Origin of the sequence: Rhodococcus artemisiae (assembly GCF_036327795.1) — a bacterium.
GTDB lineage: Bacteria > Actinomycetota > Actinomycetes > Mycobacteriales > Mycobacteriaceae > Rhodococcus > Rhodococcus artemisiae.
Map to the genome: position 1 here is coordinate 262,544 of NZ_JAUTXY010000008.1, position 20,580 is coordinate 283,123.

Here is a 20,580-nt window from a genome sequence, read left to right on the forward strand (position 1 = left end):
GATGACGTAGATGACGGGTGGTATGGCGGGCAAGCCGGCGCTGACGATCGAGGATCTTCCTCGGTTGCTTGCCGCAGTTGTGGACGTCGACCCCGACCGCATCGCTCTCTCCGAGGGTGACACGCACCTCACCTACGCCGGGCTGCAGCAGGAGATCACCACGCTCGACGCAGCGATGGGTGGGGTGCTCGGATTCGACGCGCTCCTTCCCGTGGTCCTGTCCAACGTCGCACCCGGTCTCCTCGGCGGCGGCGGTCTCCCCGCTGTCGTCGACACCCTGCTCACCGACGCGTCCGAGGTCCTCGGCGACGGCGCGGTCGCGCCCGTGACAGCGGACCCGAACACGCTCGTCGCGCGCTTCGACGCGCAGGTCGCGGCCACCCCCGATGCCACCGCACTCGAAATCGAGGGCGAGAACCTCACCTACCGCGAGTTCGACGCCCGCGCCAACCGCCTCGCACGGCACCTCATCGGGCTCGGCGTCGGACCGGACACCCGGGTCGGCCTGTCGATCCGTCGGTCCTTCGATCTGCTCATCGGTATGTACGCCATCGTCAAGGCCGGCGGTGCTTACGTCCCCCTCGACCCCGACCACCCCGCAGACCGCAGCGCCTACGTCCTCGAGACGGCCGGACCGGTCGCGGTCGTCACCACTGCGCGCGATGCCGTCGACCTCCCCGAAACCGTGCCGGTCGTCGCGATCGACACCCTCGACGTGTCGGGATACGCCGACGATCCGATCGGTGAGGACGAGCGGACGGGTGCACTGACTGCCGATCACCTCGCCTACGTCATCTTCACCTCGGGTTCGACCGGCCGCCCCAAGGGCGTCGCGGTCGAGCACCGCGCGATCACCGCGAACATCGCGTGGCGCCAGTCCGAATACGCGATGCGCGCCGACGACGTCGTGCTGCAGAAGACACCGTTCACGTTCGACGTGTCGGTGTGGGAGTTCTTCTGGCCACTGCAGGTGGGGGCCACCCTGTCCATTGCGATCCCCGACGGGCATCGCGACCCCGCCTACCTCGCCCGGACGATGATCGACCGGGGAGTGACCATCGCACACTTCGTGCCGTCGATGCTCGCTGTCTATCTCGCCGAACCCACTGCCGCATCGGTGAGCACCCTGCGATACGTCTTCGCGTCCGGTGAAGCCTTGCCTCCGCAGACGGTCGCTCGCTTCCACGAGATCAGCTCCGCCGGTCTGCACAACCTCTACGGCCCGACCGAGGCCGCAGTCGACGTCACCTACTTCGCGACCGCCGCGGACAACACCGTCGTCCCGATCGGTGAGGCGGTGGCCGACACCGGGCTGTACGTACTCGACGAAGGTCTCCGGCCCGTCCCCGCGGGTGTCGAGGGAGAGCTGTATCTCGCAGGCGTGCAGCTCGCACGCGGTTACCTCCGCCGCCCCGACCTCACGTCCGACCGGTTCGTCGCTGATCCCTTCGGTGAACCCGGCGACCGGATGTACCGTACCGGCGACCTCGTCGAACTCGACGACGCCGGACGCCTCGTGTACATCGGCCGCACCGATTTCCAGGTCAAGCTGCGCGGTCTGCGTATCGAACTCGGCGAGATCGAATCCGCCCTGCTCGATCATCCGGGTGTGCGACAGTCCGTCGTGGTCGTGCATTCCGATCCCGGGCTCGGCGATCACCTCGTCGCCTACCTCGTCACCGACGGGCGGCATATCGAGCGGACCGAGCTCGCCGACGCAGTGCGCCGTCGGCTGCCCGACTACATGGTGCCGTCGCTGTTCGTCGAGATGGACGAATTCCCGCTCGGCGCAAGCGGAAAGCTCGACCGCAAGGCTCTGCCCGAGCCCGACTTCAGCTCACTGGCCCGCGAATACCGCGCACCGAGCACGCCGACGGAACACGCCGTCATTGCGGCCTTCGAACAGGTACTCGGTGTCGAGAAGTTCGGTGTCGAAGACGCCCCCAGGCTCGGTGTCGAAGACGCCCCCAGGCTCGGCGTCGACGACGATTTCTTCGAGCTCGGTGGTAACTCACTGAGCGCGACCCGCGTGGTGGCGCGCATCAACGCCGACCACAAGGTCCGCATCGACGTCCGCGAATTCTTCGACGCGCCCACCGCGGCCGAACTGTCGTCCCTCATCGACACTGCCATCGCCGCCGGTGGTGACGGGCGTGCTCCGCTGGTGGCTCAGGTGCGTCCGGAGCGGGTGCCGTTGTCGTTGGCGCAGCAGCGGATGTGGTTCCTGAACCGGTTCGAGCCGGATTCTGCGGTGAACAATATTCCGGTGGCGATCCGGTTGTCGGGGTCGTTGGATGTGGCGGCGTTGCAGGCTGCGGTGTCGGATGTGCTGGGTCGGCACGAGTCGTTGCGGACGGTGTATCCGGATGTCGACGGTGTCGGGTACCAGCGGGTGCTGCCGGTGTCGGAGGTCGTGCCCGATCTGTCGCCGGTGACGGTCGACCCGTCGGGTGTCGTCGAGAAGATCACCGATCTCGTGTCGGCGGGATTCGACGTCACCTCCTCGGTGCCGGTCCGCGTGCAACTCTTCGAGCTGTCCGACACCGAGCACGTCCTGGTCCTGGTCCTGCATCACATTGCGGCCGACGGTTTCTCGATGGGACCGCTCACTCGCGACGTCGTCACGGCCTATGCCTCCCGCGCCGCGGGCAGTGCGCCCGCGTGGGAGCCGCTGCCGGTGCAGTACGCGGATTACGCGTTGTGGCAGCGGGAGGTGCTGGGTTCGGAGGACGATCCGGACTCGGTGGTCTCGTCGCAGGTGGCGTTCTGGCGTCAGGCACTCGCGGGTGTCCCGGAGCAGCTGGACCTGCCGTCCGACCGTCCCCGCCCGTTGGTGGAGTCGTATCGCGGTGCGGCGCAGCAGTTCACCATCGGTTCCGGCCTTCGTGCGCACATCGCTGACCTGGCGCGCCGTACCGGTACCACCGAATTCATGGTCGTGCACGCCGCGTTGTCGGTGCTTCTCGCACGGTTGGCCGCCACCGACGATGTCGCGATCGGTACTCCGGTGGCAGGTCGCGGTGAGGCTGCACTCGACGATGTCATCGGCATGTTCGTCAACACCCTGGTGCTGCGGACACAGATCGATGGCGGTGAGTCCTTCGACGAGGTGCTCTCACAGGTTCGCGGCAGCGACCTGGAGGCGTTCGGGCACGCGGATGTGCCGTTCGAACGTCTCGTCGAGGTGATAGACCCCGAGCGTTCGACCGCGCGACACCCGCTGTTCCAGGTGATGCTGGCGTTCCAGAACCTCGACACCGACTCGCTCGAACTCCCGGACCTGACCGTCTCAGCGCTCGACACGGATGCTGCGGTGGCCAAGTTCGACGTGCAGGTCACTGTGTCGGACGATGCCGCCGACGGCTATCTCGTCGACCTGACCTACGCGACCGACCTGTTCGACGAGTCCACCATGACGGCATTCTCCGACCGTTTCGTGCGTGTGCTCGAGGCTGTCGTGGCGGATCCGTCTGTGCGGGTCGGTGATATCGATCTGCTCGATGGTGATGAGCGGTCTGTGGTGTTGGAGCGGTGGAACGACACGGGGTATGCGGTCGAGTCGTCGTTGACGTTGGTGGATTTGTTCGAGGCGCAGGTGCGTCGGACGCCGGATGCGGTGGCGGTCGAGTTCGAGGGTCGGTCGTTGACGTTTGCGGAGTTCGATTCTCGTGTGAATCGGGTTGCGCGTTATTTGGTTTCGGTGGGTGTGGGGCCGGAGTCGACGGTGGGTCTGGCGGTGCGTCGGTCGTTGGATCTGTTGGTGGGGATGTATGCGATTGTTCGGGCCGGTGGTGCGTATGTGCCGTTGGATCCGGATCAGCCGGTTGATCGTAATGGGTACATTTTGCGGACTGCTGCTCCTGTGGTGGTGGTGACGACTGCTCGTGATGGGTTTGTTGCCGAGGGTGTGTCGGTGCCGGTGGTGGAGCTCGACTCGTTGGATGTGTCGGGGTTGTCGGATGCGGTGTTGTCGGATGTGGATCGTGTTTCGCCGTTGCGGTCGTCGAATGTTGCGTATGTGTTGTTCACGTCGGGGTCGACGGGTCGGCCCAAGGGTGTAGCGGTCTCCCACGCCTCCGCGGTCAACCAGGTGCTGTGGCTGACCTCCGAATACGACCTCGGGCCCGCCGACGTCGTGCTGCAGAAGACGCCGTTCACGTTCGACGTGTCGGTGTGGGAGCTGTTCGGTGCGCCGGCAGTCGGCGCCCGACTCGTCATCGCCACTCCCGACGGTCACCGCGACCCCGCCTACCTCGGGCAGGTCATCAGAGACCGGGCAGTGACGACGACGTCGTTCGTGCCGTCGATGCTCGCTGTGTTCGCCGGCGCTGTCTCCGCGGAGGAATGCGCCTCCCTCCGCGTCGTTCTCGTAGCAGGGGAAGCCTTCCCGGTCTCGGTTGCCGAGCAGTTCGCGCGCGTCAGCGATGCGGAACTCCACAACCTGTACGGACCCACCGAGGCGACCGTGCACGCCACGGCGCGGCCGGTGGGCGAGCTCACCGCAGGATCCGTGCCCATGGGCTCGCCGGTGTGGAACACCGGCGCCTACGTCCTCGACGACCGCCTCGCACCCGTTCCGGCGGGCGTGGTGGGGGAGCTGTACCTGTCGGGCATCCAGGTTGCACGCGGATACTTCGGCCGCCCGGAGCTGACGGCCGAGCGCTTCGTGGCCTCACCGTTCGACGAGGGTGCGCGTCTCTACCGGACGGGAGACCGCGTTCGGTGGACATCCGCCGGTGAACTCGAATACCTGGGGCGCAGCGACTTCCAGGTCAAACTGCGTGGTCTGCGCGTCGAGCTCGGCGAAGTCGAATCGGCGCTCCTCGAACACACTCCTGCGACCCACGCCGCGGCCGAGGTGAGGCACGAGCAGCTGGTTGCGTACGTCGTTCCGGCGCAGGGGGGCACGTTCGACCGGGGGGCGGCGCAGGAGGCCCTGTCCTCGGTGTTGCCCGCGTACATGGTCCCCACGACCTTCGTCGTGCTCGACGCCATGCCGCTCGGCAGCTCCGGCAAGATCGACCGCAAGGCGCTGCCCGAGCCCGTCTTCGAAACCCGCCGTTTCCGTGCCCCCACGACACCGATCGAAGAGATCGTCGCAGGTGTCTTCGCGGATGTGCTCGACCTCGACCGCGTGGGCCTCGACGACGACTTCTTCGCGCTCGGCGGTAACTCGCTGATCGCCACTCAGGTGGTGGCCCGTCTCGGCGCAGCACTGGGGATCACCGTTCCGGTTCGCGCACTGTTCGAAGCACCCGGTGTCGAAGACCTTGCGGCCCGCGCCGAACGGTCCGGTGGTGACGGGCGTGCTCCGCTGGTGGCTCAGGTGCGTCCGGAGCGGGTGCCGTTGTCGTTGGCGCAGCAGCGGATGTGGTTCCTGAACCGGTTCGAGCCGGATTCTGCGGTGAACAATATTCCGGTGGCGATCCGGTTGTCGGGGTCGTTGGATGTGGCGGCGTTGCAGGCTGCGGTGTCGGATGTGCTGGGTCGGCACGAGTCGTTGCGGACGGTGTATCCGGATGTCGACGGTGTCGGGTACCAGCGGGTGCTGCCGGTGTCGGAGGTCGTGCCCGATCTGTCGCCGGTGACGGTCCCGGAGTCCGACTTGGTGACGCATGTGCAGTCGCTGATCTCGGCCGGCTTCGACGTGTCGATGACGGTGCCGATCCGCGCCCGACTGTTCGCACTCTCGCCGTCCGAGCACGTATTGGTCCTGGTGGTGCATCACATCGCCGCGGACGGTTTCTCGATGGGACCGCTCACGCGCGACGTCGTCGCGGCGTACTCGGTGCGCGCTGCCGGCGGTGAACCGGCCTGGGAGCCGCTGCGGGTGCAGTATGCGGATTACGCGTTGTGGCAGCGGGAGGTGCTGGGTTCGGAGGACGATCCGGGCTCGGTGGTCTCGTCGCAGATGGCGTTCTGGCGTGAGACGCTCGCGGGTATCCCGGAGCAGCTGGATCTGCCTGCCGACCGACCGCGTCCCGGCGTCGCCAGCAACGGCGGTGCCCAGTACGAGTTCACCGTGGGCTCACGGATCCACGACGGAATCCTGCGCCTCGCGCGCGAACGCGCGGCAACGCCGTTCATGGTCGTGCACGCCGCGTTGTCGGTGTTGCTGGCACGGCTGGCCGGTACCGACGACGTCGCGATCGGTACTCCGGTGGCAGGTCGTGGTGAGGCTGCACTCGACGATGTGGTGGGCATGTTCGTCAACACGTTGGTGTTGCGGACCCGCCTCGACGGTGGTGAGTCGTTCGACGAGGTGCTGTCCAAGGTCCGCGGTAGCGATCTGGATGCGTTCGGGCATGCGGATGTGCCGTTCGAACGTCTCGTGGAAGTGCTGAATCCGGAGCGTTCGACGGCGCGGCATCCGTTGTTCCAGGTGATGCTCTCGTTCCAGAATATCGCGGCCGATAGCGTCGAACTTCCGGAAATTACGGTGTCGGGTATCGATATCGACACCACCACAGCGAAATTCGACCTTCAGTTCGTCGTCACCGAGACCCGGGATGCTGAATCCGGAGCGTCGAAGGCTTCGGCTGCGTACTCGGTGGGTCTGACCTACGCGACCGACCTGTTCGACGAGTCCACCATCTCCGGTGTCGCCGACCGCTTCGTGCGTGTCCTCGACGCCGTGGTCACCGATTCGTCCGTGGCGGTCGGTGATGTCGGCCTGCTCGACACAGACGAGCGTACCCGGATGGTTGAGGAGTGGAACGACACGGACCGGCTGTCGGACGCCTCGTCGACCCTGATCGATCTGTTCGAGGCCCAGGTACTTCGCACTCCGGATGCCACTGCTCTCGAATTCGAGGGCGAGACACTGACCTACGCGCAGTTCGCCGACCGCGTCCATCGTCTCGCGCGTCACCTGATCGCGCTCGGTGTGGGCCCGGAATCCCATGTGGGTCTGGCGATCAGGCGCTCGATCGATCTGCTGGTCGGTATGTATGCGGTCGTCGAGGCCGGTGGCGCGTATGTGCCGCTCGACCCCGATCAGCCTGCCGACCGCAATGCCTACATTCTCGAGACCGCAGCGCCCGTCGTGGTGTTGTCCACCGAGCGCGACGGTTTCGAGGTCCCGGGTGAGGCAGACGGGGCGAGCGAAGCGACGGGGACTATGAGCGTCGCCGTCGTCTCGATCGACACGGTCGACCTCTCCGAGGTCGCATCCGTACCTGTCACGGATGCGGAACGCACCGCGTCGATCCGTGCATCCGATACCGCGTACGTGATCTTCACTTCCGGGTCGACCGGCCGGCCGAAGGGTGTCGCCGTCACCCATGAAGCCATCGTGAACCGCCTCCGTTGGATGCAGGGCGAATACGGCCTCACGCCCGCCGACGTCGTGTTCCAGAAGACCCCCTTCACGTTCGACGTGTCGGTGTGGGAGTTCTTCTGGCCCCTGCAGGTCGGCGCGCGCCTGCTCATCGCAGCGCCCGATGGTCATCGCGATCCGAGATACCTGGTGTCGACGATGCGTGAGAAGTCGGTGTCGGTGGCGCATTTCGTTCCGTCGATGCTCGCAGTGTTCGCGACCGAACCGGCGGTGTCGGAGTTGTCGGAGCTCCGATACATCTTCGCGTCCGGTGAGGCGCTTCCGGCGACACTCGCCGCCCGGGTCCTGGCGACCCTGCCCACCGTGAAGATTCACAACCTCTACGGTCCGACCGAGGCCGCTGTCGATGTGACCTACCACGAGGTGACCGCCGCGGACACTGTCGCGGTGCCGATCGGCGCTCCCGTCTGGAACACGAAGGTGTTCGTCCTCGACGGCCGGCTGCGACCGGTTCCGCTGGGTGTTGCGGGTGAGCTGTATCTGTCGGGCGTCCAGCTGGCCCGAGGTTACGTCCGCCGGCCGGACCTCACCGCTGAGCGGTTCGTTGCATCGCCCTTCGGATCGGGCGTGCGGCTGTACCGCACGGGCGACCTCGTCAAGTGGAGCGCCGCCGGCGAGCTCGAGTACATCGGGCGCACAGATTTCCAGGTCAAGTTGCGCGGTCTGCGCATCGAACTCGGGGAGATCGAGTCGGCGCTGCTCGAACGGGACGATGTGGATCAGGCGGTCGTGCTGGTCCGTCAGGATCAGCTCGTCGCGTACGCCGTCCCTGTCGCCGGTCGGACCTTCGACGACGCTGCGGTCAGCAGGGAACTGTCTTCGGTCCTGCCCGCATACATGGTGCCCGCGACGTATATCGTGCTCGACGCGCTGCCTCTCGGTGCGTCCGGCAAACTCGACCGCAAGGCCCTCCCGGATCCGGTATTCGAGGTCAAGCAGTTCAGGGCGCCCACCACGGCGATCGAAGAGGTCGTCGCAAGCGTGTTCGCCGAGGTCCTCGGTCTCGATCGCGTCGGCGTCGAGGACGACTTCTTCGCGCTCGGCGGTAACTCGCTCATTGCGACACAGGTCGTGTCACGGATCGGTGCGGCACTCGACTCGACGGTGCCGCTGCGCATGCTGTTCGAGGCGTCGACCGTCGAATGTCTTGCAGCTCGTCTGGAACACGGCGACGCGGCCGGACCTCGACGTCCGCTGGTGGCAACCGAGCGACCCGCACAGATCCCGCTGTCCCTGGCTCAGCAGCGCTACTGGTTCCTCAACCAGTTCGACACCGCGTCGTCCGCAGTCGACAACATCCCGATCGCGGTGCGCCTCCTCGGCGAACTGGATACCGCGGCCCTGCATGCCGCAGCCCTCGATGTGATTGCGCGCCACGAATCGTTGCGCACGGTGTACCCGGATTCGCCGGACGGACCACACCAGGTCGTGATCCCGATGGATCAGGTCGAGCCGGATCTCGCGATCCAGGACGTGGCCGACGACGAGCTCGAACCCGCGATCGTCGCATTCATGTCCACCACGTTCGATGTGACGCAACAAGTTCCGGTTTCGGTCCGCATCTTCCGGGTGCGCGAGGACGAGCACATTCTCGCACTCGTGGTCCATCACGTGTCGGCCGACGGAGCATCGGTCGGTCCATTGACCCGCGACCTCATGCGCGCCTACGCAGCACGTTCGCAGGGCGAGGCCCCCGGGTGGGAGCCCCTGCCCGTGCAGTACGCGGACTACGCGCTGTGGCAGCGAGAGATTCTCGGTTCGGAGGACGACCCCGATTCGCTCGCCGCGAAGCAGGTCGACCATTGGAAGCGTGCGCTGGACGGCCTGCCCGATCAACTCGATCTGCCGTCGGATCGTCCGCGTCCGCCGAGCCAGAGTTTCCGCGGAGAATCCCTGCAGTTCACGCTGGCTCCCGAACTTCACGGACGGCTACAGGGGCTCGCGCGTTCGAAGAACGCCACCCTGTTCATGGTGGTCAATGCCGCCTTCGCGACCTTGCTGGCGCGGTTGTCGGGGACCGACGACATCGCGATCGGTACGCCCATTGCGGGCCGCGGCGAGCGCGAGCTCGACGACCTGATCGGTATGTTCGTCAACACACTGGTGTTCCGCACCCGGGTGGACGGCAGCACGAGTTTCGCCGAGCTCCTCGAGCAGACCCGCGAGACGGATCTCGGTGCATTCGCGAACGCAGATGTTCCGTTCGAGCGTCTCGTCGAGGTGCTCAACCCGGTCCGTTCCACCGCGCGCAACCCGCTGTTCCAGGTGGGCCTGTCGTTCCAGAACCTGGCGCGCACAGAGCTCGAGTTGCCCGGATTGACGGTCAGCTCCACCGACTTCGAGCTCCAGCTCGCCAAGACCGACCTGCAGCTCACCGTCTTCGATCACTACGACGACGATGGCGCGCCGGATCGGATCGACGCCACCTTCACCTACGCGACGGATCTGTTCGACGAGTCCACGGTCGACGGCTTCGCGCATCGCTTCGTGCGAGTCCTCGAAACGGTGGTCGAGGATCCGACGATTCCGGTGGGCGACATCGAGCTACTGGAGCCGGTCGAGAAGGCCCGTGCGCTCGAGACTTGGAACGACACCGCACGCGAGGTCACCGACTCCGCGACGCTGGTGGATCTGTTCGATGAGCAGGTCCGCGTCGATCAGGGCGCGACCGCGGTGGTGTTCGAGGGTCGGTTGCTGACCTACGGGGAGTTCGACGCCCGCGTCAACCGTCTGGCCCGGCACCTCATCGGGCTCGGTGTGACGCCGGAGTCGACGGTCGTGCTGGCGATGCGCAGGTCGGTGGAACTACTGGTGGGCATGTACGCCGTGGCGAAGGCCGGCGGTGCGTATGTGCCGGTGGACCCTGCTCAACCGGACGAGCGCAATGCGTACATTCTCGACACGGCCGCTCCGGTCGCGGTGTTGACGACGACCCGGGACGGGTTTACGGGGGGGAACTCCGGGGCGAGCGTAGCGACGGGGGGGAACTCCGGGGCGAGCGTAGCGACGGGGGGGAACTCCGGGGCGAGCGTAGCGACGGGGGGGAACTCCGGGGCGAGCGTAGCGACGGGGGAGAGGTCTGTTTCCCTCGTCGAGATCGATGCTGTCGACCTGTCCGAGTTCTCGGCAGAGCCGGTGACGGACGCAGACAGGCAGGCGCCGCTGCGGTCGTCGAACAGCGCGTATGTGATCTTCACGTCGGGTTCGACGGGCCGCCCGAAGGGTGTGGCGGTGCCGCATTCGGCGATCGTGAACCAGATGCTGTGGAAGCGGGATCATTTCGGTCTCGGCGCGGACGATGCGGTGTTGCTCAAGACTGCGGCGACGTTCGACCTGTCGGTGTGGGAGTTCTGGTCGGCGCTGGTCTCCGGTGGTCGTGTGGTGATCGCATCGCCGGACGGGCATCGTGATCCGGCGTATCTGAATGCGCTGATTGCCGAGCAGGGTGTGACGACGTTGCATGTGGTGCCGTCGATGCTCGAGGCGCTGCTGGTGGAGTCGTCGGGTGTGTTGTCTCGGTCGTTGCGTCGGGTGTTGGCGATCGGTGAGGCGTTGCCGCCGTCGACGGCGCAGCGGTTCGTGGCGTCGAACGAGGCGCGGTTGGTGAACCTGTACGGCCCGACCGAGACTGCCGTGTCGGTGACCGCGGGTGAGGTGGTGGACCCGTCGGGTGCGTCGGTGTCGATCGGTGTGCCGGAGTGGAATACCCGGGTCTATGTGCTCGATGACCGGTTGCATCCGGTGCCGGTGGGTGTTGCGGGTGAGTTGTATCTGGCGGGTGTGCAGTTGGCGCGGGGTTATCACGGTCGGGTGGATCTGACTGCGGATCGTTTCGTGGCGTCGCCGTTTGCGGTGGGGGAGCGGCTGTATCGCACGGGTGATCTCGTTCGGTTCACTGCTGAGGGTGCGTTGGATTATGTGGGGCGTACGGACTTTCAGGTGAAGGTGCGTGGTTTCCGGATCGAGCTCGGTGAGATCGAGTCGGCGTTGCGTGGTGTGGACGTTGTCCGTGACGTGGCGGTGGTTGCGCGTGAGGACGAGCGCACGGGTGCGCAGTTGGTGGCGTATGTGGTGCCGGGGTCGGGCACGGAAATCGACGCGGCGTCGGTGAAGGCGGTGTTGGCGGCCGAATTGCCGTCGTACATGGTGCCGTCGGCGTTTGTGGTGCTCGAGGCGTTGCCGTTGAATGTGAACGGTAAGTTGGATCGGAAGGCGTTGCCGGAGCCGGTGTTCGAGGCTCGTGAGTTCCGTGCGCCGGTGTCGCCGGTGGAGGAGTCGGTGGCGGCGGTGTTCGCCGAGGTACTCGGAATCGACCGGGTGGGTCTCGATGACGACTTCTTCGAGCTCGGCGGCAACTCGCTCCTCGCAACCCAGGTGGCGTCGCGGTTGAGCTTCGCGCTCGGCACGAAGGTCCCGGTGCGAGCCTTGTTCGAAACACCGACGGTCGAGGCGCTTGCCGCGGTGGTCGAGTCGCAGGACACGGAGATCCGCGTGCCGCTCGAAGCCGGTCACCGGCCCGACCGGATCCCGCTCTCGCCCGCTCAGCAACGCATGTGGTTCCTCAACCGCTTCGATACCGACACGGCCGCGTACAACGTGCCGATGGCGATTCGGCTGAGCGGCGATCTCGACGTGGATGCGCTGCAGGCTGCTGTAGCCGACGTTCTCACGCGTCACGAATCGCTGCGCACCTACTATCCGGAGTCCGTCGACGGCCCGGTCCAGGTGATCGTCCCGGCCACCGAGGTCACCCCGAATCTGTGCCCGGTGAGGGTGGCAGAGCACGAGATCATCGACGCTGTGACCGCTGTGGGAGCCACCACGTTCGACGTCACGGATGAGGTACCGCTCGCTGCGAAACTCTTCCAGGTCGGAGATACGGACTACGTGCTTGCGTTCGTCGTCCACCACATCTCGGCGGACGGCTCGTCGATGGGCCCGTTGACCCGCGACCTGATGCAGGCGTATGTGGCGCGCTCCGAGGGCGGTGTCCCCACGTGGGAGGCGCTCGAGGTGCAGTACGCGGACTACGCCGTCTGGCAGCGAACGGTGCTCGGCTCGGAGGACGATCCCGACTCGATCGCGTCCAAGCAGGTCGGCTACTGGACGCAGGCCCTCGCGGGTCTCCCGGATCAGCTCGATCTTCCGACCGATCGCCCGCGCCCCGCAGTGCAGTCGTTCCACGGTGCACGGGTCGACTTCACTGTCGACGCCGCCCTGCATCAGCGCCTGACCGATCTCGGCAGGCAGACCAACACGACGCTGTTCATGGTGCTGCACACCGCATTCGCGGTCTTCCTCGCGCGGATGTCGGCGAGCGACGACATCGCGATCGGTACGCCGATCGCGGGTCGTGCCGAGCGTGAACTCGACGACCTGATCGGCATGTTCGCCAATACCCTGGTCTTCCGCACACATGTGGATGGCCAGGTGGGCTTCGCCGAACTCCTCGAGCAGACCCGCGAGACGGATCTCGGCGCGTTCGCAAACGCAGATGTCCCGTTCGAGCGTCTCGTCGAGGTCCTGAACCCGGCTCGTTCGACCGCACGGCACCCGCTGTTCCAGGTGGGTCTGTCATTCCAGAACCTCGCCCAGTCGTCGCTCGAACTGCCTGGGCTCACGATCTCGGGAATCGACGCCGACATGGCGATCTCGCAGTTCGACCTGCACCTGATCGTCACCGATCGATACGACGCCGACGGCCGAGCCGCCGGCATCACCGGCTTCTTCACCTATGCGACCGATCTGTTCGACGAGTCGACGGTGGCAGGGTTCACCGAGCGCCTCAACCGGGTGCTCCGCGCGGTGGTCACCGACGCGGCGATGCCGGTCGGCGACGTGCCGTTGCTCGACCCGGTCGAGAAGACCCGGGTACTCGAAGCGTGGAACGACACCGTGCACGAGGTGGACGGTGCAGCCACACTCGTGGATCTGTTCGACGAGCAGGTGCGTGGTGACGCGACCGCCACAGCGCTGGTGTTCGACGGCGAGTTCGACTCGGGGGCCTACGGCGAGTTCGACTCGGTGACCTACGGCGAGTTCGACGCTCGCGTCAACCGGCTTGCCCGGAAACTGATTTCGATGGGGGTCGCGCCTGAGACGACGATCGTGCTGGCCATGCGTCGCTCGGCCGAACTGATCGTGGGTATGTATGCCGTCGCCAAGGCGGGCGGTGTGTATGTGCCGGTGGATCCGGATCAGCCGGACGAGCGCAATGCGTTCATCGTCGACGCTGCCGCGCCCGCGGTGATACTGACGACCGGGCGCGACGAGTTCGTCAATCCCGGGGAGATCTCTGTCTCCACCGTTCTGGTGGATTCTGCGGACCTGTCCGAGTTCTCGGCAGAGCGGGTGACGGACGCCGACAGGCGCGGACCTTTGCGGCCGTCGAACACCGCGTACGTGATCTTCACATCGGGTTCGACCGGCCGGCCGAAGGGTGTGGCGGTGCCGCACGCGGCGATCGTGAACCAGATGCTGTGGAAGCGCGAGTACTTCGGACTCGGCGCGGACGATGCTGTGTTGCTCAAGACGGTCGCGACGTTCGACCTGTCGGTGTGGGAGTTCTGGTCGGCACTGGTCTCCGGCGGTCGCGTGGTGATCGCATCGCCGGACGGCCATCGTGATCCGGCATATCTGAACGCGTTGATCGCCGAGCACGGTGTGACGACGTTGCACGTGGTGCCGTCGATGCTCGAAGCGTTGATGATCGACGGTGATGGCCGGTTGGACGGGTCGCTGCGCCGCATCCTCGCTATCGGTGAGGCGTTGCCGGTGGCGACGGCCGAGCGTTTCGTCGAGCGCAACACCGCCCGGTTGGTGAATCTGTACGGCCCGACCGAGGCTGCGGTATCGGTGACCGCGGGTGAGGTGATCGAGCCGTCCGGTGCGTCGGTGTCGATCGGTGTGCCCGAGTGGAATACCCGGACGTTCGTCCTCGACGAGCGGCTGAACCCGGTGCCGGTGGGTGTGCCGGGTGAGTTGTATCTGACGGGTGCACAGTTGGCGCGGGGTTATCACGGTCGGGTTGATCTGACCGCCGAGCGTTTCGTGGCGTCGCCCTTCGGGTCGGGGGAGCGGCTGTACCGCACCGGCGACCTCGTGAGGTGGACTGCGCAGGGCGAGTTGGATTACCTGTCGCGGACCGACTTCCAGGTGAAGGTTCGTGGTTTCCGGATCGAGCTCGGTGAGATCGAGTCGGCGTTGCGGGAGCAGGACGACATCCGCGAGGTTGCGGTGATCGCGCGTGAGGACGAGCGCACCGGTGCGCAGTTGGTGGCGTATGTGGTGCCGAAGTCGGGCATGGAACTCGATACGGCCGAGCTGAAGACCGCGCTGGGCTCCCGCCTCCCGTCGTACATGGTGCCTGCCGTGTTCATGGTGCTCGGCGCGTTGCCGTTGAATGTGAACGGTAAACTGGACCGTAAGGCGTTGCCGGAGCCGGTATTCGAGATCCGTGAGTTCCGGGCGCCGCGTACGCCGGTCGAAGAGATCGTCGCGGGTGTGTTCGCGGATGTGCTCGGCGTGTCTCGGGTCGGTGTCGATGACGACTTCTTCGAACTCGGTGGTAACTCGCTTCTCGCAACGCAGCTGGTCTCGCGCATCGGGGCAGCGCTGGGCACCCGCGTGCCGGTCCGGATCGTGTTCGACGCCCCGAATGTCGGTGCGCTCGCTGTCGCTGCCGAGCAGCATGCGGACACCGAGTCGAGGGCACCACTCGTACCGCAGCCGCGCCCCGACAGGGTGCCGCTGTCGCTCGCGCAGCAGCGCATGTGGTTCCTCAACCGCTTCGACACCGACTCGTCGGTCAACAACATTCCGGTCGCAGTGCGTTTGACGGGTGAACTCGATGCGGGTGCGTTGCAGGCCGCAGTGCGGGACGTTCTGGCGCGGCACGAGGTGCTGCGCACGATCTACCCCGAGATCGACGGTCACCCCTTCCAGCAGATCGTTCCCGTGGCCGACGCCGCACCCGAGGTCGTCGCCGAGGTCGTCACCGAGGGCGACCTTCTCGCACGTGTCGGCGAGGTCGTCTCGGCAGGGTTCGACGTCACCTCCGAGATCCCCCTGCGAGTTGCACTGTTCGCCCTGTCGGGCAATGAGGGGGAAGTTCTTGCCCACCACGTGCTCGTGTTCGTCGCGCACCACATCAGTGCGGACGGCTGGTCGATGGCACCGCTCACGCGTGACGTCATGACCGCCTACGTCTCCCGTGCCGCGGATTCGGCTCCGGGTTGGGCCCCTCTGCCCGTGCAGTACGCGGACTTCGCGCTGTGGCAGCGCGCAGTCCTCGGGTCCGAGGACGATCCGCAGAGCGTGCTGTCCGCGCAGGCAGAATTCTGGAAGCGCACACTCGCGGGTGTCCCGGACGAGCTCAACCTGCCGATGGATCGTCCGCGGCCGTCGGTGCAGTCGTTCACCGGCGGCAAGGTCGAGTTCGCGCTCGACGCGTCCACGCACCGCGAGCTCGCGGCGCTGGCCCGCCGGACCGGCACGACCATGTTCATGGTTCTGCACACGGCATTGGCGGTGTTCCTCGCGCGCATGTCCGACTCCGACGACATCACGATCGGCACGCCGATCGCGGGTCGTGGCGAATCGGAACTCGACGATCTGATCGGCATGTTCGTCAACACCCTGGTGTTGCGCAGCCGTGTCGATGCCGGTGACGGCTTCGAGGACTTGCTCGCGCGGGTGCGCGGGGCAGACCTCGACGCGTTCGCACACGCCGATATTCCGTTCGAGCGCCTCGTGGAGGTGCTCAACCCCGAGCGGTCCACCGCGCGGCATCCGCTGTTCCAGGTGGTGCTGTCGTTCGAGAACATGCCGGAAACCGCCCTCGAACTGCCCGGGCTGAGTGTGTCCGGCGTTCCGTTCGAGCTCGACATCGCGAAGTTCGATCTCGGTCTGACCTTGCGCGAACACGTCGACGCCGCCGGAGATCCGGACGGACTGTCCGCGGAGTTCTCGTACGCGAGCGCATTGTTCGACCACAGCACGGTCGAGCGGTTCGCGGAGCGGTTCACGCGACTCGTGAACGGCATCGTCTCCGGAACCACGACCCCGGTCGGCGATCTGCCACTGCTCGGCGACGAGGAGTTCGCGCAGCTCACACGCATGCGCGGGCACGACGTCCTGACCGAGCCGAAGACCCTCGCGGATTTCCTCACCATCGGTGTGACGATGGACCCCGACGCCACCGCGGTGCGTTACGAGGGGCGGTCGATCACCTACCGCGAGATCGACGAGGCGTCGTCGAGGCTCGCCCGGGTGCTCATCGATCGGGGAATCGGAGCCGAGGACTTCGTCGCCGTCTCCTTCCCGCGTTCGTACGACATGGCGATCACTGTCATGGCCGTCGCGAAGACCGGCGCCGCACATGTGCCGGTGGACCCCACGTACCCCGCCGAGCGCGTGCGGTACATGCTGTCGGATTCCGGTGCAGCACTGGGTATCACCTCATCGCAGCACGCCACCGGTCTACCCGACGACGCGGAATGGCTGCTCGTCGACGACCCCGACCTCATCGCGGAGGTCGCCGTTCGTGCGTCCACACCGATCGGCGACGCGGATCGCGTGCGCCCCACCCACGTGCACCAGCCCGCCTACCTGATCTACACCTCGGGTTCGACGGGACAGCCGAAGGGAGTCGTCGTCACCCACTCGGGTCTCGCCGGTCTGAAGGACATGGTCACCGACCTGTACGGCGTGACCTCCGAGTCGCGGTTCCTGCAGATCTGCTCGCCGAGCTTCGACCCGTCGGTACTCGAGTGGATGGCCGCCTTCTCGTTCGGTGCGACGTTGGTCATCGTGCCATCGACGATCATCGGTGGCCCGGATCTCGCGGAGTTGCTGCGCACCGAACGAGTCACGCACACGATCATCACCCCGGCGGTGCTCGGGACGATGGAATCCGACGGGGTCGACAGCTTCGAAGTGCTGTCGGTCGGTGGCGACGTCACCACACCGGAACTGTTGTCGGAGTGGTCGAAGCGCACGACCTACGTCAACGCGTACGGGCCCACCGAGGCCACAATCGTCTCTACCTTCGGGCAGATGGTGCCGGAGCGTCCGATCACGATCGGTGAGCCCATCGTCGGCATGACCACTCTGGTGCTCGACTCGCGCCTGCGTCCGGTGGCGGCCGGTATGGCCGGCGAGCTGTATGTGGCCGGTCGAGCTCTTGCCCGCGGTTACCACCGACGCAACACCCTCACCGCCGAGCGGTTCGTTCCGAACCCGTACGGCAAATCCGGCGATCGCATGTACCGCACGGGTGACGTGGTGCGGTGGCGTGCAGTCGAAGATCGGCTCGAGCTCGAGTTCGTGGGGCGCAGCGACTTCCAGGTCAAGGTGCGCGGATTCCGCATCGAACTCGGCGAGATCGACGCCGTGCTCTCGACGCACGAATCGGTCAACTGGGCAACCACTCTCGGCCGTTCGACGGCGTCGGGTGCGACGGTGTTGGTGTCGTATGTGTTGCCTGCGGCGGGCCGGACTGTGGATGTGGCGGGGTTGACGGAGTTCGTGGCTCGGTCGTTGCCGCCGCATATGGTGCCGTCGGCGATCGTGGTGCTCGATGAGGTGCCGTTGACGCCGGTGGGCAAGTTGGATCGTGATGCGTTGCCGGAGCCGGTGCTCGAGGAGCGTGAGTTTCGTGCGGCCGGTAGTGAGGTCGAGGAGATCATTGCGGAGGTGTTCGCGGAGGTTCTGCACTTGGAGAAGGTGAGTGTGGACGAGTCGTTCTTCGCGCTCGGTGGTGATTCGATCGTATCGATTCAGTTGGTGTCGCGGGCGAAGGCTCGTGGTGTGGTGTTCTCGCCGCGGGATGTGTTCGAGCGGCGTTCGGTGGCGGGCCTGGCCGAGGTCGCAGTTCGAAGCGACGAATCCCAGGACCTCGTGCGCCTCGAGGAACTGCCGGGTGGCGGTGTCGGTGATGTTCCGTTGACGCCGATCATGCGTGAGGTGCTGGGCTGGCCCGGCGGCTTCGACCGGTTCTCGCAGACCATCGCGGTCAACCTTCCGCAGGACATCACTGCGGACGTGCTCGAGCGGACGATCGGTGCCGTGGTGGATCACCACGATGCGCTGCGGTCGATCCTCCAACGCAGCGGCGATGAGGCAACACTGCGTATTCGCGCGGCGGGCACCGTCGACCCCGCGTCCCTGATCACCAGGGTCGAGGTCGGTGCGGAGATCTCCGACGCCGATCTCACCGAGATCGCCTCGCGCGAACTCGATTCTGCGCTCGGACTCCTCGACCCCGCATCGGGTTCGGTGCTGCAGTTCGTGTGGTTCGACTTCACCGGCGGCACCCGACCGGGTGTGTTGCTGATCGTCGCCCATCACCTGGTGATGGACGGTGTGTCGTGGCGAATCCTGTTGCCGGACCTCGGTCTTGCGTGGGGGCAGATCGTCTCCGGGCAGGAGAAGATCGAGCTTGCCGCTGTCGGTACGTCGCTGCGACGCTGGGCGCACGGTCTCGTCGAGGCGGCACCGTCGCATCGCGACGAACTGGAACTGTGGGAGCGGGTTCTCGAGGGCCCCGACCCGCTGCTCGCACAGCGGCCGTTCGACCCCGCGGTCGATGTCACCTCCACTGTGGAACGCATCGAGATGACCCTGGATTCACGACAGACCGAGGCGTTGTTGACGTCGGTGCCGTCGTTGTTCCGTGGTGGTGTTGCGGATGGTCTGGTGGCGGCGTTGGGGTTGGCGTTGGTGCGGTGGCGTCGTGATCGTGGTGTCGAGTCGTCGTCTGCGTTGGTGAAGTTCGAGGGTCACGGCCGTGAGGAAGCGGTGGTGCCGGGGGCGGATCTGTCGCGGACGGTGGGGTGGTTCACGAGTGCGTATCCGGTGCGGGTGGATCTGTCGGGTGTGGATGTGGATGCGGCGTTTGCTGGTGGTGTGGCGGTCGGTGCTGCGGTGAAGGCTGTGAAGGAGCAGTTGCTGGCGATTCCGGACCGGGGGATGGGTTATGGCCTGTTGCGGTATCTGGATGGGGAGTCGTCGGTTCGGTTGGCGGCGGTGGCGAAGTCGCCGCAGGTGAGTTTCAACTATTTGGGTCGTGTGTCTGGTGCGGATGTGCCGGAGGAGTTGGCGGCGATCGGGTGGGCGCCGACGGACGCCCTCGGCAAGGTCGATGCCGCGCTCGACGCGGACATGCCTGCCAGCGCAGCGATCGACATCAACGCGATCGTCAATGATGGGCCGGACGGCCCGCAGCTCGGTGCCGGAATCGCATTCCCCACCGGCCTGCTGGACCGCGACGATGTCGAGGAATTCGCCCAGCACTGGCGTGCAGCGCTCGACGCACTCGTCGACCACGTCGGCGCACCGGACGCAGGCGGGCTCACCCCGTCCGACGTCCCGCTGGTGAACGTGACCCAGTCCGACCTGGAGCGGTGGGAATCGCGGTATCGGCAGGTGGCCGATGTGTGGCCGCTGTCGCCGTTGCAGTCCGGTCTGCTGTTCCACGCGTTGATGACGGCCGACGATGACGTCGACGTGTACACGATGCAGGCCGTGCTCGATCTCGAAGGCGCGGTCGACGCGGAGCGTCTGCACCAGGCGGCTCAGGGGCTGCTCGATCGGCATGCGAACCTGCGCACCGTCTTCGTCACCGACGACGAGGGCGATTCGGTCCAATTGGTGCTCGACGACGTGCAGGTGCCGTGGCGCACTGTCGACATGTCTTCGGAGGTCGCGTCGTCGGGCGTGACGGTCACCGTCCCGTTCTGGCGCGACGAGGAGACCCGCGGGTTCGTCATGGACACCGGACCGCTCATGCGGTTCGTGCTCGTCTCGCTCGGTGGTGATCGCTACCAGCTCGGCGTGACCACGCACCACGTGCTGGTCGACGGCTGGTCGATGCCGCTGCTCATGCAGGATCTGATGGCCCTGTATGCCACCCGCGGCGATACGTCGATGCTGCCGCGTGCGCGGTCGTACCGCTCGTTCCTCGAATGGGTCGGCACGCGCGACCTGGATGCCTCGCGCGATGCCTGGTCGCACGTGTTCGACGGATTCGACGAACCGACACTGCTTGCCCCGCAGTCGCCCCGGCATCCGGGCGAGCAGGGCGACGACCGTGTCAAGATCGAGCTGGACGCGCAGCGTCTGACCGCGATCAGTGAGGCCGCGGCGCGGCTGGGCGTCACTGTGAACACTCTCGTGCAGGCCGCATGGGGTGTGCTGGTCGGCCGGCTCACCGGCCGCGACGACGTGGTGTTCGGCGCTAC

The 20,580-nt window shown here is 66.3% G+C and carries 1 protein-coding gene (running past one end of the window); it reads left to right on the forward strand.

Features of this window, described 5'->3' with window-relative positions:
- Nucleotides 1-10 precede the first annotated feature (10 nt).
- Nucleotides 11-20,580, forward strand: partial view of a non-ribosomal peptide synthase/polyketide synthase gene (locus tag Q7514_RS18625; RefSeq protein ID WP_330134737.1) — the 5' portion only. The gene runs 9,295 nt beyond the window's last position; the window shows 20,570 of its 29,865 coding nt (coding positions 1-20,570); its start codon is at nucleotides 11-13; its stop codon lies off the right edge, out of view.